The organism is Labilithrix sp. (assembly GCA_019637155.1).
In the GTDB taxonomy this organism is placed as follows: Bacteria; Myxococcota_A; Polyangia; order Polyangiales; family Polyangiaceae; genus Labilithrix.
Genome location: JAHBWE010000001.1, coordinates 601,438 through 615,932, shown reverse-complemented (window position 1 = coordinate 615,932; position 14,495 = coordinate 601,438). Strand labels below are relative to the sequence as shown.

The 14,495-nt window shown below is 70.2% G+C and carries 12 protein-coding genes; 7 read left to right on the top strand and 5 right to left on the bottom strand.

Translation table 11 applies throughout. The features are described from left to right. Positions 1-10: 10 nt before the first annotated feature. Complete coding sequence (locus KF837_02655; protein MBX3226180.1) at positions 11-640, bottom strand: sigma-70 family RNA polymerase sigma factor; 630 nt, start codon at positions 638-640, stop codon at positions 11-13. A 35-nt stretch (positions 641-675) separates the two neighbouring features. Here KF837_02655 and KF837_02650 point away from each other — a divergent pair, with 35 nt between their 5' ends. The 5 genes from KF837_02650 to KF837_02630 are packed head-to-tail and all read left to right on the top strand — an operon-like array spanning position 676 to position 6,754. Beyond that, on the top strand, positions 676-942 hold the full coding sequence (locus KF837_02650; protein ID MBX3226179.1) for a hypothetical protein: 267 nt from the start codon (positions 676-678) through the stop codon (positions 940-942). Further along, positions 942-2,312 carry a TolC family protein gene (locus KF837_02645; protein ID MBX3226178.1) on the top strand — a complete coding sequence of 457 codons (1,371 nt, stop codon included), beginning with the start codon at positions 942-944 and terminating at the stop codon, positions 2,310-2,312. Before KF837_02650 ends, KF837_02645 begins: the two co-directional genes overlap by 1 nt. 4 nt (positions 2,313-2,316) lie before the next feature. After that, on the top strand, positions 2,317-3,516 hold the full coding sequence (locus KF837_02640) for a copper oxidase (protein MBX3226177.1): 1,200 nt from the start codon (positions 2,317-2,319) through the stop codon (positions 3,514-3,516). After that, the gene (locus KF837_02635) at positions 3,517-4,194 is read left to right on the top strand and encodes a methyltransferase (protein ID MBX3226176.1); all 678 of its coding nucleotides are present in this window, start codon (positions 3,517-3,519) and stop codon (positions 4,192-4,194) included. A gap of 13 nt (positions 4,195-4,207) precedes the next feature. After that, positions 4,208-6,754 carry a hypothetical protein gene (locus KF837_02630; GenBank protein MBX3226175.1) on the top strand — a complete coding sequence of 849 codons (2,547 nt, stop codon included), beginning with the start codon at positions 4,208-4,210 and terminating at the stop codon, positions 6,752-6,754. 15 nt (positions 6,755-6,769) lie between these two features. On the opposite strand, the gene KF837_02625 is transcribed toward KF837_02630, so the two are convergent. Genes KF837_02625 through KF837_02615 form a run of 3 tightly spaced genes read right to left on the bottom strand, consistent with a single transcriptional unit; the run spans position 6,770 to position 10,447 of the window. Beyond that, positions 6,770-7,300, bottom strand: a complete 531-nt coding sequence (locus KF837_02625; protein ID MBX3226174.1) for a hypothetical protein — start codon at positions 7,298-7,300, stop codon at positions 6,770-6,772. A 12-nt stretch (positions 7,301-7,312) separates the two neighbouring features. Next, positions 7,313-9,388 (bottom strand): oligopeptide transporter, OPT family, encoded by a 2,076-nt coding sequence (locus tag KF837_02620; GenBank protein ID MBX3226173.1) that lies wholly within the window; start codon positions 9,386-9,388, stop codon positions 7,313-7,315. Positions 9,389-9,391: 3 nt separating this feature from the next. After that, positions 9,392-10,447: a class I SAM-dependent methyltransferase gene (locus KF837_02615; GenBank protein ID MBX3226172.1), complete on the bottom strand. Its 1,056-nt coding sequence runs from the start codon at positions 10,445-10,447 to the stop codon at positions 9,392-9,394. Positions 10,448-10,609: 162 nt separating this feature from the next. Between KF837_02615 and KF837_02610 the strand changes: the two genes are divergently transcribed. Together KF837_02610 and KF837_02605 are read left to right on the top strand one after the other, a co-directional pair. Then, positions 10,610-11,329: a trypsin-like serine protease gene (locus tag KF837_02610; GenBank protein ID MBX3226171.1), complete on the top strand. Its 720-nt coding sequence runs from the start codon at positions 10,610-10,612 to the stop codon at positions 11,327-11,329. A 258-nt stretch (positions 11,330-11,587) separates the two neighbouring features. After that, on the top strand, positions 11,588-12,736 hold the full coding sequence (locus KF837_02605) for a hypothetical protein (protein MBX3226170.1): 1,149 nt from the start codon (positions 11,588-11,590) through the stop codon (positions 12,734-12,736). Positions 12,737-12,865: 129 nt separating this feature from the next. Here the strand turns inward: KF837_02605 and KF837_02600 are convergent, their stop codons facing one another. Continuing rightward, positions 12,866-14,275: a sigma-54-dependent Fis family transcriptional regulator gene (locus tag KF837_02600; protein ID MBX3226169.1), complete on the bottom strand. Its 1,410-nt coding sequence runs from the start codon at positions 14,273-14,275 to the stop codon at positions 12,866-12,868. Between the last annotated feature and the right edge of the window lie 220 nt (positions 14,276-14,495).

The window sequence follows — 14,495 nt, the reverse complement described above, 5'->3', positions numbered from 1 at the left end:
GGGGCGGCGCTTACACGCCGTGCTTGCAGGTGCAGTCGACGCAGCCGTGCGTCGCGCAGGACTTGCACGTCGCGACGACGGCCTCGCGCAGCGCGGCGCGGGCGCGGTGGAGGCGGACGGCCGCGTTGTTCGTCGTGATGCCCGCCTCCGCGGCGACCTCGCCGAGCGATCGCTCCTCGAGGTCGACCTGCTCGAGCATCCGCGCGTACTCGGGCTTCAAGCCCTTCGCGAGCCTCCGAACGCACGCGCACGCGCGCGGCTTCTCGTCGGGCGGCACGTCGTCGCTCGCCTCCGTCGCGCCCGCGGCGACCTCCTCGAGCGCGCGGCCGGCGGCGTCGCGGCGGCGGTAGTGGTCCACGACCGCGTTCCGCAGCGTGCGGTACATCCACGCCACCGCGCTCTCGTCGGCGCGGAGCTCGGCCGCGTGCTCGACGCCGCGGAGGAGCGCGGACTGGAGGATCTCCTCCGCGACCGCGTCGCTCTCGACGCGGCCGCGCACGAAACGGAGGAGCTCCGCGCGGCGTTCGAGCATCTCGGAGACGGCCGACGACGTCATTCCGATGTCCCTTAGCACTTTCGACGCGACCCCTGTAAGAGCCTGCGACCTCGTGCGTCGGCAGCGCCGTGAGCATTCCTGCATCCCTCCCCGCGGCGGCGAGGTATACCGCCCGTCTCATGCGCCCTTCCTTCGAATGGCTCGTCGCGATCGCCATGGCGGTCGCCGCGTGCTCGCCCGCGCCGGCGCCCGTCGCCAGCTCGTCGCGCGATCCCTCGAACCCGGCCGCGCCCGAGAGCGTCGATCCCGTCGCCGCGCTGAACGTCGCCGTCGCGCCCGCCGACGCCGGCCCCGTCGTCTACGCGTGCCCGATGCACCCCGAAGTGACCGCCGACCACGCGACGAAGTGCCCGAAATGCGGGATGACGCTCGCGCCGAAGAAGTGATGCGCGCGCTCTCCTACGGCCTCTTGCTCCTCGCCGCGACGGTCACCGGCTGCGCGTCGACCACGCCCACCCGCGCGACGGCGGACGTCCGCGACGACGTACGCGCGCGGATCGGACACGACCTTCGATGGGACCGGCAGACGAAAGAAGACGACGAGGCGAAGAAGGCGATCGACGCGCTCCTCGCGCGCGAGCTCGGCGTCGACGCGGCGGTCCAGATCGCCCTCCTCGCGAGCCCGCGCGTGCGCGCGCTCCTCGAGGAGCTCGCGATCGGTCAGGCCGACCTCGTCCAGGCCGGGCTCCTCTCGAACCCCGTCTTCGGCTTCGGCAAGACCGCCTGGGACGGCGAGCACATCGTCCCGAACCTCTTCGCGAGCGTGGAGCAGAGCTTCCTCGACGTCGTGACGCTGCCGATGAAGAAGCGCGTCGCGGCGACCGAGCTCGAGGCGACGAAGCTCCGCGTCGCCTTCGAGGTGATCGACCTCGCCGCCGACGTCCGCCGGGCCTACTACGAGGCCCAGGCCGCCGAGCAGACCGCGGCCGTGAGCACGCTCCTGAACGAGGCGTCGCAGACCGCGGCCGAGCTCGCGCGCCGCCAGCACGCGGCCGGCAACATGAACGACCTCGCGCTGAGCAGCGAGCTCGCCCTCGCCGCCGACCAGGCGCTCGCGCTCCGGCGCGCCGTCACCGACGCCGCCGTCGCCCGCACCGAGCTCGACAAACACATGGGGGTGTGGGGCCCGCGCACGGCGTGGAAGCTCCCGCGCCGGCTGCCCGACCTCCCGCCGGAGGAGCCCTCGCTCGAGCACCTCGAGGCGCGCGCGGTGGGGGAGCGCCTCGACCTCGCCGCGGGGCGGCGCAGCCTCCAGGCGCTCACGTCCGCGATCTCGCTCGCCAAGACGACGCGCTGGTTCGGCAAGGTCGACGTCGCGGTCGAGGCCGGCCGCCTGCGCGAGACCCGCCGCTACTCGTTCGGACCGAGCGTCGCGCTCGAGATCCCGCTCTTCGATCAGCGGCAGGGCGCGATCGCGCGGCTCGAGGCGATGGCCCGCCGCACCGACGACGAGCTCCAGGCCCTCGCCGTCGACGTCCGCGCCGACGTGCGCGCGGGCCGCGCCAAGCTCGTCGCGGCCCGCGCGACGGTGAGCGACTACACGCGGACGATCATCCCACTACGCGAGGACATCGTCCGTTATTCGCAGCAGCAATACGACGCGATGCTCCTCGGCGTCTACCAGCTCCTCCAGGCTCGTCAGGCCGAGTTCACGGCCTATACCGACTCCATCGCCGCGCTCCGCGATTACTGGATCGCGCGCAGCGAGCTCGAGCGCATCGTCGGCTCTCGCCTCACCCCGAACAATCCACGGTAATCGCATGAAGCTCCTCCCTCGATTGCTCGTCCTGATCCTCGTGCTCTGCGCGAAGACCGCCTTCGCGCAGCAGTACGTCCCCGTCGTCACCCCCAACGGCTCGACGCTGCCGTACGTGATGAAAGACGGCGTAAAGGAGTTTCGCCTCACCGCGGAGCAGGTCAAACGCGAGTTCGCGCCGGGCATGATCGTCAATGCGTGGGGCTACAACGGATCTTCGCCCGGACCCACGATCGAGGCGGTCGAGGGCGATCGCGTCCGCTTCTACGTCACGAACAAGCTGCCGGAGCGCACGAGCGTGCACTGGCACGGCATCCTCCTCCCCAACGGCCAGGACGGCGTCGCCGGGCTCAACCAGGACCACATCAAACCGGGCGAGACCTACGTCTACGAGTTCACGCTCCGGCAGCACGGCGTCCACATGTATCACCCGCACTCGGACGAAATGGTCCAGATGGCGATGGGGATGATGGGCTTCTTCGTCGTCCACCCGAAGGTGCCGGAGGTGCCGAAGGTCGACCGCCACTTCGTCGTCATGCTCGGCGAGTGGTTCGTCGAGCCCGGCACCGCGACGCCGAACCCGATGGTGATGAACGACTTCAACCTCTTCACCTTCAACAGCCGCGTCTGGCCGGGGACCGATCCGTGGGTCGTGAAGAAGGGCGAGCGCGTCCGCTTCTCGTTCGGCAACCTGTCGATGGACAGCCACCCCATCCACGTCCACGGCTACACCTTCGAGGAGGTCGGGACCGACGGCGGCGTCGTCCCGAAGAGCGCGCGCCGGCCCGAGACGACGGTGAACGTGCCGGTCGGGTCGACGCGGACGGTGGAGCTCGTCGCGAACGTCGAGGGCGACTGGGCATTTCATTGCCACAAATCGCATCACACGATGAACGCGATGAGCCACGATATCCCCAACATGATCGGCGTCGCGCAGCCCCCCGCGCTCGAGGACAAAGTGCGGAGTCTCCTCCCCGGGTACATGGCCATGGGCGAAAAGGGAATGGGCGACATGATGGAGATGGGGCTCCCGAAGAACACGCTCCCGATGATGACGGGCACCGGCCCGTTCGGCGCGATCGAGATGGGCGGCATGTTCACGGTGCTGAAGGTCCGCGCCGGCATCACGAGCTACGCCGATCCGGGCTGGTACCAGAACCCGCCCGGCACCGGCGCGCACAAAGTCGACGCCCCTCCCCCCTGAATGGCCTTCGATCCGTCGAGCCGCGTCCGCCTCAAGCCGACGAGCGCGCACCACTTCGCGGGGAGCACGCTCTTCGATCGGATCGGGCGCGTCGTGTGCTCCACCTCCGCGCTCCCGCGCAAGGAGCTCTACGAGTCGTGGGAGGTCGCGCGGCGCACGCGGCGGCGCTTCCGCGGCGGCCGCGTCGTCGACCTCGCCTGCGGCCACGGGCTCGTCGCGTTCCTCATGCTGCTCCTCGACGACACGTCGCCGTCCGCGCTCTCCGTCGACAAGCGGATCCCGAAGAGCGCAGGCCGCCTCGCGGAGGCGCTCGTCGCGGAGTGGCCGCGCCTCGCGGGTCGCGTCACGTTCGAAGAGCGCCCGATCGCCGAGGTCCAGCTCGCGTCCGGCGACGTCGTGGTGTCGTCCCACGCCTGCGGCGCGTTGACCGACGCGGTCCTCGACGCCGCGGCGGCGGCGCGGGCGCGCGTCGCGGTCCTGCCCTGCTGCCACGACGAGGAGACCTGCGACGCGGGCGGCCTCGCGGGATGGGTCGACCTGCCGCTCGCGATCGACGCGACGCGCGCGCGCCGCCTCGCCGAGCGCGGCTACGCCGTCCACACCCAGCTCGTGCCCGCCGCGATCACCCCGAAGAACCGCCTCCTGCTCGGCGAGCCGAAGGACAGCCAAATAGACTGATAGCATCGGGCGCATGCAGCGAAAGACCTTCGCGGCGCTGTGCGCCGTCGCCCTCGGAGTCGCGTGGGCGGCCGGATGCGGGAGCTCCGCCGACTCCGCCTTCGTCGATCCCGACGCCGGCCCGGACGGGAACACGAGCTCGAGCTCCGGCGGCTTCACCCCGACCGACGCGCCGGTCGGTCCGCCCGACGACGTGAACGTCACGCCGCCGCCGCAAGCGAGCTGCGGACCCGACGCGGGGCCCGACTCCGGCACGTGCCAGTACGACACGTACTGCGATCCGCTCACGAGGCAGTGCGTTCCGTTCCAGCCCGGCGCCAGCAACAGCGAGTGCCGCCGCATCGTCGTCCCCGGCAACTTCGCGCCGAAGACGAAATGCGAGTTCCCGAGCGCGATCCCGATCCCCGGCGATCCCTTCCCGAACCACGTCGACGTCCAGACGACGCCGCTCGTCGTGCGCTTCGGCGCGCTGCCGACGCCGCCGAGCATCGTCGCGCCCTTCACCGTGCCGGTGAAGCCGGACGCGGGGCAATACACGGAGCACCTCGGCGTCCTCCGCATCCTCCGCGGGACCGACTGCACGCAAGAGGCCGTCCTCGGCGGCGTCGATCTCGACGGCGACGGGCAGACCGACTGGTTCCGCTCCTCCGCCGTCCCCGCGATCGGCGATCTCGACGGCGACGGACTGCCCGACATCGTCGCCTTCACCACCGCCGAGAACACCGTCACCGAGACGATGATGGCCTTCACGCGGAAGAGCGGGACGTGGGAGCCGCTCTGGCTCACGAAGAAGGCGACCCAGACGAACGGCGTGACCGTCTTCACCGCGGACGTCCCCGCCGTGAACACGACGGCCGGCCTGAACTTCGGAAAGAACAACTGGGCCTCGCCGAGCATTCACGACCTCGACGACGACGGCATTCCGGAGATCATCCGCGAAGGCTGGGTGTTCGACGGCGCGACGGGCCGCCTCCGCGCCGCGCCGCCGGCGAACTACGCGACGTACCGCCAGGGCATGCACCCCGTCCTCGCGAACCTCGACGCCGATCCGAAGATCGAAATGACGAACGGCGCGCGTATTTGGGAGTTCGACGGCGCCGCGAACGCCTGGGTCGAAGAGACCTATTACGATCAGACGACGTCGAGCCCGCCGGGCTGGGCCGCCGTCGCCGACTTCGACCCCGCGCCCGGCGTCACCGCCGTCCCCGAGATCGCGGTCGCGGCGGGCGGCTCCGTCTCCGTGTTCAAGACCGACCACAGCGTCTTCATGGGCATGACGCTCCCGGTCCCCGGCGGCGGCGGAGGCCCGCCCACGATTGCCGACTTCGACGGCGACGGGCTGCCCGAAATCGGGATTGCGGGCGAGGCCTTCTACACCGTCTTCGATCCCGACTGCCAGGCGACGCCGCGCCCGGGCGGCAAATGCGAAGACCGCGCGCACTGCGATCACGTGAGCGGCGGCGCGTGCCCCGACAAGATCCTCTGGTCCCGCGCGACGCAGGACATCTCCTCCAACGTCACCGGCAGCTCCGTCTTCGACTTCGAGGCCGACGGCAAGGCCGAGGTCGTCTACGCCGACGAGTGCTTCACCCGCGTCTACTCCGGCACCGACGGCACCGTCCTCTTCTCGCGCTACCGCTCCTCCTGCACCTGGAACGAGAACCCGATCGTCGCCGACGTCGACGGAGACTTCCGCGCCGAGCTCGTCGTCCCGAGCAACACCGCCTGCGGTGAGATCGGACAAGGCCGCCCCTGCCTCGCGACCGACGCGACGCCCGACCGCGGACAGCTCGAGCCCGGCACGCGGATCGATTCGCAGTTCGCCGGCCTTCGCTGCCTCGCGAACACCGACTGCGTCAGCGGCTCCTGCGTGAGCGGCCTCTGCCGCTGCACGACGAGCGCGGAGTGCTGCGCCGATCGCGACGTCGCCGCGTGCGAGCTCTTCGGAACGCAGTGCGCCGATCCGCCGGCCGGCACACCCGGCAGCGGCAAGACCTGCCGCGCGAACCACCCGAAGGCGACGCAAGGCATTCGCGTCTACGAAGACGCCAACGATCAGTGGGTCCGCTCGCGATCGATCTGGAACCAGCACGCGTACGCCGTCACCAACGTCTCCGAGGACGGCACGATCCCGAAGACCAGCGCGTGGGCGACGAACTGGACGCAGCCGGGCCTCAACAACTTCCGCCAGAACGTCCCCGGCACGCAGAACGCGACCGACATCGGCGACCTCACCTCGCAGGTCTCCGCCGCGTTCGCGTGCAACGGCTCGGCGGCCGAGCTCGCGACCCCGGTCTGCAACCGCGGCACCGCGCCGATCGGCGCCGGCGTGAGCGTCGGCTTCTACGTCGGGACGACGAAGGCCTGCGGCGCGAAGACGGCGAACGTGCTCCAGCCCGGCGCGTGCGAGTCGGTGAAATGCACGTGGGGCGCGCCGCCCTCCTCCGGCCCCGGCGTCGACGTGACCGTGATCCCGAACGACGACGGCGCGATCACGCAGTGCGATCCCGACAACGACAAGGGCCTCGTGAAGGCCGTGTTCTGCACCGGTCCGAAGTAGCGCCCGGAGCCTGCGTCAGCTCGCGTCGATCGTCAGGGTGAAGGTCTGCGTCGGCTTCGCGGTCTTGTCGCCGGCCTTCTTGTTGCCGAAGGTCGCGGTCGACTTGCCGGCCTTCACGCCGGTCCACTTGAACTGGTGGCCGTTGGTCTTCGGCGCGAAGCCGGGGATGACCTCCTCCTTCGGCTTGCCGACGGAGCCGTCCGCCTTCTCGAAGGCCCACACCGTGCCGGGGTAATCCGGGAGGAAGAGCGTGAGCGATCCGGCGGGCGCGACCTTCACCGAGACGGTCGCGTCCTTGCTCGGATCCTTCACCGTGACGATGCGATCGTCCGGCTCGCCGCTCACGAGCTGCGAGCTCCCGTCCGCAGACGCCGACGGAGCGGCCGACGGCGCGGCCGACGCGGTCTCGGGCGGCGGCGGCGGCGGAACGACGACCGACGCCACCGCCGACGCGGACGTGGCGGTGGGCGTCGCCTCCTTCTTCTCGTCGCACGCGACGACGAGGACGAGAGCAGCAGCGACGAGACCGAGGCGCGTGTAACCCATTGGCGCCCGAGCTTACGCGGAGACCTTGCTCCGCGCGACCTTGTAGAGGACCGCCGCCATCCCCGCGAAACAGAGCGCGCCGAGCGCCTCGTAGCCCTTGGGGCCGAGCGCGGCGACGAGCGAATGCTCGATGCTGAGCGCCTTGAGGCCCTCCGCCCAGGAGTCCTTCGCCGAGAAGATCGCGACGACGACGCCCGCGATCGCGCCGCCCGCGACGAGGCCCGTCGCGAAGAGGTTCCCCGGCCCGAGCTCCTCGTCCTCCGCGCTCTTCTCCTCGCCCTTCTTCTTCCCCGCCCAGTCCGCGAAGCCCTTGATCACGCTGCCGGCGAAGATCGGCGCCGTCGTCGAGAGCGGGAGGTACGCGCCGACCGCGAACGAGAGCGACGGGATCCCGCAGAGCTCCATCGTGATCGCGAGGAACGCGCCGACGAGGACGAAGTTCCAATCGAGGTTGAACGCGAGGAGGCCCTTGATGAGCGTCGCCATCAACGTCCCCTGCGGGGCGGGGAACTTCTCGGTGCCGATCGCGTGCGTGATGCCCTGCGCCGCTTGCTCGGCGGAGGGGTGGTCGAGGACCTGCACCGTGACGCCGATGACGGCGGCGGCGGTGACGCAGCCGATGACGAGGCCGAGCTGCTGGAAGCGCGGCGTCGCGCCGACGAGGTAGCCCGTCTTCAGGTCCTGCGACGTCGCGCCCGCGTTCGCGGCGGCGATGCAGACCATGCTGCCGACGCAGAGCGCCATCGGCTGGTACACGTCGCCGGTCCAGCCGACGCCGACGAAGACGAGGCTCGTCGCCATGAGCGTCGCGATCGTCATGCCCGAGATCGGGTTCGACGACGAGCCGATGATGCCGACGATGCGGCTCGAGACGGTGACGAAGAAGAAGCCGAAGACGACGATGAAGATCCCGAGCACGAGCTTCGAGAAGAGCCCGGTGCCGGGGAGGAACGGCAGGATCGCCATCGTCAGGACGAGCACGCCGCAGCCGACCACGACGTACGTGATCGGCAGATCGCGCTCGGTGCGCTTCTGCGCGGCCGCGCTCACGCCCTTCCGCAGCGCCGCGACGCTCTCCTTGAACGACGACACGATGGTGGGGAGCGTCTTCAGCAGCGTGATGAACCCGCCAGCCGCGACCGCGCCGGCGCCGATCTGACGCACGTACGCGAAGTAGATCGCGACCGCGGTGTTGCCGAACGTGTGGGTCTCCGGATCCCAGCCGCCCTTGCCGCCCTTCGTCGCGACGTCGGCGAGGTAGCCGAGCTTCACGAGCTGCAGCGCGATCGCGTCGGCGGGGACGAGCGACGCGAGCAAGGGGATGAGCGCGAGCCACGCGAGGACGCCGCCGGCGACGAGCACGCCGCCGATGCGCGGGCCGACGATGTAGCCGACGCCGAGGTACTCGGGCGTGATCTCGCCGTTGAGCGTCGCGCTCGGGAAGTACTTGTTCGTCTGCTGCGTGACGAGCGCGGGCGTCTCCGCGATGACCTTCACGACCTTCTGGAGGAGCGCGTAGACGAACGCGAAGAGCACGCCGCGATACGCGACCGCGGCGAGCTTGCCGCCCTTCTCGCCCGCGATGAGCACCTGCGCGCAGGCGGTGCCCTCCGGGTACGGGAGGTTCTTGTGCTCGTTGACGATGAGCGATCGCCGGAGCGGGATCATCATCATGACGCCGAGCGCGCCGCCGAGGAGCGCGAGCGTGAAGATGGTCCAGTACGAGAAGTAGTGCTCGCCGACGCTGACGCCGGTGCCGGTGTCGCGCGAGAGGAAGAGGAAGCCGGGGAGCGTGAAGACGACGCCGGCCGCGATCGACTCGCCGGCGGAGCCGATCGTCTGGACGATGTTGTTCTCGAGGATGGTGGAGCCGCCGAGGCGGCGGAGGAGCGAGATCGAGAGGACCGCGATCGGGATCGACGCCGACACGGTGAGCCCTGCCTTGAGCGCGAGGTACACCGTCGCGGCGCCGAAGATGACGCCGAACACCGCGCCGATGAGGATCGCCTTGAGCGTGAACTCGGCGATGACCTCGTCGGCGGGGATGTACGGCTTGTGCTCTTCGCTCTCGTGCTCCCCCTCGCTCATCGGCTACTTCTTCACGACCTTCGTGAACTTGAGGGTCATGCGATCGCTCTCGCCGATCGCCGTGTACTTCTCGCGGTCCTTGTCGCCGCCCTTCAGCGTGGGCGGGAGCGACCACACGCCGTCGGGGTGGTCCTTCGTGTCCGCCTTGTTCGCGTTGATCTCGGCCTTTCCGGCGAGCTTGAAGCCCGCGGCCTCGATCTTCTCGATCGTCCACTTCTCCGGGAGGTAGCCCTTCTTCGCCATCTCCTCCGCGTTCGAGCCCTCCGGCGCGCGGTGCTCCTCGATCCCGAGGACGCCGCCGTTCTTGAGGCTCTTGTGGAAGGTGGCGAGCCACGCGTCGAGCTTGCCCTGGTTCACCATGCCGTGGAGCGCGCGCATCACGAGGACCATGTCGAACTGGTTCTCGCGCGCGACGTCCGGGTTCTTGCCGTCGACGAGCTGCGTCTCGACCTTGCCGTAGAGCTCGGGCGACGTCTCGAGGAACGACTTGAACCGCTCGGCGTAGAACGTGCTGCGCTCGAGCGCGGGCCCGTTCGGATCGCCGTTCGTCGCGACGAGCTTGCCCTTCTTCGCGAGCGCGGGCGCGAGGAGCTCCGTGTACCAGCCCTCGCCCGGGCTGTACTCGAGCACCGTCATCGTCGGCTTGAAGCCGAAGAAGTCGAGCGTCTCGACCGGGTGCCGGTACTTGTCGCGCGCCGCGTTCTCGGGCTTCCGCGTCTTCGCCGCGACGGCCGCTTTGATCGCGTCCTTGCCGTTCGGGTAGGCCTTGTCCGCCAGCTTCGTCGCCTCGGCCTTGAGCTCGGGCGTCCAGCGCGCCTTCTCCTTCTCGAGGTCGGCCTTCATCTTGGCGCGGTCCTTCTCGAGCGCCGCGATCTGCTCTTGCTTCTTCTTCTCCTCCGGCGTCGGCTCGGCGGGCTTCGCCTCGACCGGCGGCGTGGTCGGCGGCGGAGCGACGGTGGGCTCCGGCGGCGGCAGCGGCGCAGGCGGCGGCGGCGGATCGGACCCGCACGCGAGGGACATGGACAAGAGGAGAGGAGCGGCCAGAAGGATGCGCTTCATGGCCCCTCCTCTACTTCTCCCGTCCGCCCGCGAGAAGCGGCTGCCGACGAGCCGCTGGATCCAGGATCCACCCGTGGCGGCCGAATCCAGCCCACACGGAATCGCAACTCTCTGAAATCGCTATGCGCCTACATCGGCACACGTCTTGGATGACATGTAGGCATGCTCGCCCGCATCGCCCTCGTCCTCGGGATCGCCACCACCGTCGCCTGCGCGGCACCGGCGCTGGAGGCCGAGGAGCAGGGCTCGACCGAGTCCGCCGTCATCGGCGGCAAGCAGGACGGCGAGCCGACCGGGCTCCCCGAGGTCGTCCAGGTCCTCGTGAACAACCGCGCGCAGGACTACTGCACGGGCGTGCTGGTTTCCCCGACGCGCGTGCTCACCGCGGCGCACTGCATGGGCGGCACGACGTTCGTGGTGAAGGCGCCGTACGCGCCGGGCCGCCCGCAGTCGAACGCGACGAAGCTCGGCTCGGTCGTGAGCTCGCGCGCGTTCAACGAGGAGGTCTGGAAGGAGGACGCGGCGGTGCTGACGCTCGCGACCCCGATCGAGATCGAGCACTACCCGGAGCTCCGCGACGTCGGAGAGCTCGGCGACGAGACGCTCACCGCGGTCGCGGTCGGCCGCCAGTGGCAGGAGCGCAACGCGCCGCTCGTGAAGTCGACGCCGCTCACGGTCTTCGACGGCACGCCGCACGGCTACACGACGGGCCTCGGCAGCGAGTACTACTCGTCCGGCGGCGACAGCGGCGGCCCGCTCTTCCTCGTCGAGGACGGCGAGATCCAGCACGTCGTCATCGGCATCGAGCGCCAGCCCGACCCGCCGCGCGAGTGGTTCACCCGCATCACGCCCGCGGTGAAGGCGCTCGTCGCGAAGAAGTAACGCGAGGACGCCAGCGGCGGCGGTGGTGCAGCGGCTATGTGTTCTTTACTTAGGCGCGCACGACTCTCCAGCACGCCGTGACGCCTTCGGTATGCGGCGTCGCGAGGATCTGCCGTTTCGCTCCGCATCACGCCCACGTCCCAGCCATCGCGTCATCCCCGAGTCCACCACCCAACTCCCGGTCCGGCGAGAGAGTCAGAAATGTTGGGATTGGGGCTACCACCCGCGCCTACATGTGCTACCTAACCTTACCTGACGATGGCGCGTGACCGGGAAGGACAGCTGCTCGACGGGAGGTACCTCATCGAGGGACCCGCGGAGGACGGCTACGCGGCCACGGACCTTCGGGACGGAAAACGCGTGCATATCTCGTTCGTTCCGCGCGCTGCGGTGGCGGGGGCGCGGCGCGCGAGGGACCTCACGGGCGCGCACGTCGTTCGCGTCCTCGACGTCGGCGACACGGCCGAGGGCGCGGCGTGGATCGCGCGCGAGCACGTCGCGAGCAGCAGCCTGCGCCGCCACCTCGCGCGGAAGGGCCCCCTCACCACCCACGACGCGATCGAAGTCGCGCTCGGCGTGTGCGACGCGGTCGCGGAGGCGAACGGGTACGGGCTCGCGCACGGCGCGATCGACGCGAGCAACGTGTACCTCGCGTGGTCGGCCTCCGGCCTCGTCGACGTGCAGCTCGCCGGCATCGGGAGCGTGTCCGACGTGCAGCCGCGCGACGACGTCCGCTCGATCGCGAAGCTCATCGACACGATGCTCGCCGGTCGCGTCCCGGCGGACCTGCGCGCGGTGCTGGCGCGCGGCGCATACCGCGCGATCGATCTCGCCGACGCATTGACCACGTTCGCCAAAGATCCCGACTTCGCAGGCGATCGCGTCGCGATGCGTCGCCATCGCTCGGCGATGTCGACGACGGTGATCGCCTCCGGCGCGTACCCGCAAAGCGCGTTCCCCACGCCGCCCGTCCCGCTCGCGGAGCTCGCGCCGGCGGTGCGCGACCTCGCGCCGCGCGCCCGCAAGCGCTCGCGGAAGCACAGCATCAGCCGCGATCTCCCGACCGTCATCGCGCCGCGACCGTCGCCGGGCTTCTCGCGCCGCCGCGCGGTCCGCATCCTCGGCGTCGCGACCGCCGCGATCTCCGTCGCGCTGCTCGTCCTCATCGGAACCGAGGGCGCCCGCATCGCGCAGACGTCGCGCAGCGCCGCCGTCTCCGCCCCGCCCGTCGTCTTCACCGAGACGAACGCGACCAACGAGACGACCGCGACGACCGACGCAACGCCCCCCGCCCCCGCGTCGATCGTCCCGCCGCTCGAAGCCGCCCCACCCCCCAGCGCCGCCCCGATGCCCATCACGCGCGCAGCGGATCTCCCGCCCGCAAAGCCGACGAAGAAGCGACGCTAGCCCCAACGTTCACGACCGCGCGCACCTACGGAGGACTCGGCGCGACACGCGGCGCGCGGCGAGGAAGCGAGCGAGAGCGGGCCGCGGCTTCGAGTTGCGCCGTTCGAGGTCGGGCGCCGGTCTCCACGTTCAGCGCTCGATGCCGTAGCGCTTCATCTTCTCGTAGAGCGTCGAGCGCGAGACACCGAGGAGATGCGCCGCGGCCGACTTCGAGTCGCCGGCGAGCTTGAGGACGCGCAGGATGTGCTCGCGCTCCACCTCGTCGACGGATCGCCCACGCGCGTCCCGCAGCTGAAGCGGCGGCACGCCGTGGCGAGGCTTCGTCGTGGGCTCGATGAGGCCGGGCCCGATCGTATCGCCTTCGCACATCATCACCGCGCGCTCGATGACGTTCCGAAGCTCACGGATGTTGCCCGGCCACGCGTGGCGAAGGAGCTCCTCCGTCGCTTCCTCGCCGAGCCGGCACGGAGAGCGCCCGAACTCCTGGCAGAAATGCGCGACGAACTCGTTCGCGAGGGGGATCACCTCGTCGATGCGCTCGCGGAGCGGAGGGATCCGGATGAGGGTCCCAAGCCGATAGAAGAGATCCGCGCGGAGGATCTTCGCCTGGACGAGATCGTCCGGGTCGCGGTTCGTCGCCGCGAGGATCCGCACGTTGATCGCCCGCTCGCGATCGGAGCCGACAGGGTAGAAGCGCCGCTCTTCGATCGCACGCAGCAGCTTGGCCTGCAGATCGAGTCGGAACTCGCCGATCTCGTCGAGCAAGATCGTGCCGCCGTCGGCGGAGGCGAGGTAGCCGACGCGATCGCGTTTGGCGTCGGTGAAGGCGCCGCGCGTGTTCCCGAAGAGCTCGGCTTCGATCACGGTCGCGGGGATCGCCGCCAGGTTGACGCGAACGAACGGCCCCTCGCGCCGCGCGCTCCTCTCGTGAATCCGCGCCGCGAGGACCTCCTTCCCCACGCCGCTCTCGCCGACGATGAGCGCCGACGACGCCGGCGTCGAGGCGACCCGATCGGCGAGCGCGAGCGTGCTCTTCATGACGGCGCTCGTCGGATCTCGATCGGAGACGCGCTCGGAGATGCGCTCGCGGACGCGAGCCGAGTGCACGCGGGAATGCGAAGGAGGTGGCTTGGCCTCGCCGCGTCCACGTTGCGAAGACGGCTCCGCCGGCGGCCGGCCTGCGGCGCCGACCGCTCGGTCCAGACGAACGCGAAGCACGGAGGGCTCGATCGGCTTCTCGATGAAATCGGAGGCGCCGAGCCGCAGCGACTCTACGGCCGTCTTGATGTCCCCCACCCCCGACATCATGAGCACGGCGGCCGGTGGATCCGACGCCTGCGCGGCGGCGAGCACCGCCCGCCAGTCGCCGTCGAAATGGACGTCGAGGAGGACCAACTCGTAGTGGCCGTGGGACAGGAGCGCCAGCGCCGAGCCACCGGAATAGGCTATTTCAACGAAATTGAAACCCCACCCCCGCAGCGAGCGGCGAAGAGCCTCGGTGAGTGACGGGTCGTCGTCGACTATGAGGGCACGGCGCACGGTAAAAGGGTCCCCCACACCTCGAGAATCATGCGAGCTCCAACGAACAATTGCGGAGTCGGCGGCTCCGCACGCGCACGGGTCGCCGGCGGGTGAAGCCTGGAATACGGCGCCGCATGCGCTCACGCGGACCGCTCTGAGCACGGTCCGTGCCGCGTGCAAAGATGCACTACGACGTGCGCGCGTCGGCGCTTGCTGCGTCGCCGCTACACCGCCTCTG

Bases quoted from the DNA above. Each gene is read 5' to 3' on its own strand.
- KF837_02655 (MBX3226180.1), bottom strand. From the start codon at position 640: ATGCAGGAATGCTCACGGCGCTGCCGACGCACGAGGTCGCAGGCTCTT.
- KF837_02650 (MBX3226179.1), top strand. From the start codon at position 676: ATGCGCCCTTCCTTCGAATGGCTCGTCGCGATCGCCATGGCGGTCGCC.
- KF837_02645 (MBX3226178.1), top strand. From the start codon at position 942: ATGCGCGCGCTCTCCTACGGCCTCTTGCTCCTCGCCGCGACGGTCACC.
- KF837_02640 (MBX3226177.1), top strand. From the start codon at position 2,317: ATGAAGCTCCTCCCTCGATTGCTCGTCCTGATCCTCGTGCTCTGCGCG.
- KF837_02635 (MBX3226176.1), top strand. From the start codon at position 3,517: ATGGCCTTCGATCCGTCGAGCCGCGTCCGCCTCAAGCCGACGAGCGCG.
- KF837_02630 (MBX3226175.1), top strand. From the start codon at position 4,208: ATGCAGCGAAAGACCTTCGCGGCGCTGTGCGCCGTCGCCCTCGGAGTC.
- KF837_02625 (MBX3226174.1), bottom strand. From the start codon at position 7,300: ATGGGTTACACGCGCCTCGGTCTCGTCGCTGCTGCTCTCGTCCTCGTC.
- KF837_02620 (MBX3226173.1), bottom strand. From the start codon at position 9,388: ATGAGCGAGGGGGAGCACGAGAGCGAAGAGCACAAGCCGTACATCCCC.
- KF837_02615 (MBX3226172.1), bottom strand. From the start codon at position 10,447: ATGAAGCGCATCCTTCTGGCCGCTCCTCTCCTCTTGTCCATGTCCCTC.
- KF837_02610 (MBX3226171.1), top strand. From the start codon at position 10,610: ATGCTCGCCCGCATCGCCCTCGTCCTCGGGATCGCCACCACCGTCGCC.
- KF837_02605 (MBX3226170.1), top strand. From the start codon at position 11,588: ATGGCGCGTGACCGGGAAGGACAGCTGCTCGACGGGAGGTACCTCATC.